Below are 943 nucleotides of genomic sequence, written 5' to 3' on the forward strand. Positions count from 1 at the left end.
CCCGCCTCCTACTCGATTTCTTAGTATGCCCCGCGATGCCCTGGAGCGTTCGTGCACAATCCGCACAGGCATAACTGTCGCGAGGCGCGGGCGGCGTGCGATACGTCTCCATCGTGATGCCTTAAAGCCATGCTGCATCCCAATGAGGATATGCGCCAACCGATGTCACCAGTCCGGCCCTTACCGGATTGGCAACGATGTATCTCGCGATCTTGAAAACATCCTCGTCCCGGCGCAAGGCTCGGTCGTAATAACCTGCCTGCCACACCGGCTTCCCCTTTGCCCCGGCCTTTTGAAGCGCATTGCTGGACTGGCTTTTGAAGCGCTGCATCAATGTTCCAAGCGTCACTTCTTTCAGCTCAATCAGCCAATGCACATGGTCTGGCATTACGACCCAGGTCAGCGATCGGCAGTGGTGTTGTTCTTCCGCGTAACGAAGGTTTTGGATGACCAACCGTGCGAAGCGGAGGTCGTGAAACAAAGGCTTACGTCGATGAGTGACCGTAGTCAGCATATAAAGCCTGCCTGGTACCGAGCATCGCGCGCGGCGAAGCCTGTAGCCATGAGGGTTCGGCATTGCGTTCATCCTTGAGCAGGTAATTGCTCGGTCAGCATAGTCAGCCTGTGCAGGGATCGACCCGCCAGTGATTTGCAGTATGTAAACAAGGACCAAAGCGTTCGCGCGCACCTGGCCCAGGCATAACTGGCCCGAAACAAGCGTAGGAGCGAGCGCAGCTCGCGATGCGCCGCGCGGGCGGCGCGGCCTCGCGGGCAATGCCGCTCCATCGCCGTACCTTTACCGGCACGGCGCATGGCATGAGAAAATGGGTCAAACCCGGGGGGATTGCCGATATAATTCGCGCCCCTCATTTTCGGCAGGCCCTGCGCGCGCTGTTAACCAATGAAACTCATCGTCAAAGTCTTCCCAGAAATCACCATCAAG

Annotated in this window: 1 protein-coding gene; it reads right to left on the reverse strand. The window is 57.8% G+C overall.

Annotated features, from left to right (window positions below; genetic code table 11):
- Positions 1–121 precede the first annotated feature (121 nt).
- Positions 122–577, reverse strand: coding sequence for an REP-associated tyrosine transposase (locus tag GYA94_RS24415; protein ID WP_110679870.1), 456 nt, complete (start codon positions 575–577; stop codon positions 122–124).
- Between the last annotated feature and the right edge of the window lie 366 nt (positions 578–943).

Origin of the sequence: Pseudomonas juntendi (assembly GCF_009932375.1) — a bacterium.
Lineage (GTDB): Bacteria > Pseudomonadota > Gammaproteobacteria > Pseudomonadales > Pseudomonadaceae > Aquipseudomonas > Aquipseudomonas juntendi.

Bases quoted from the DNA above. Each gene is read 5' to 3' on its own strand.
- GYA94_RS24415 (WP_110679870.1), bottom strand. From the start codon at position 577: ATGCCGAACCCTCATGGCTACAGGCTTCGCCGCGCGCGATGCTCGGTA.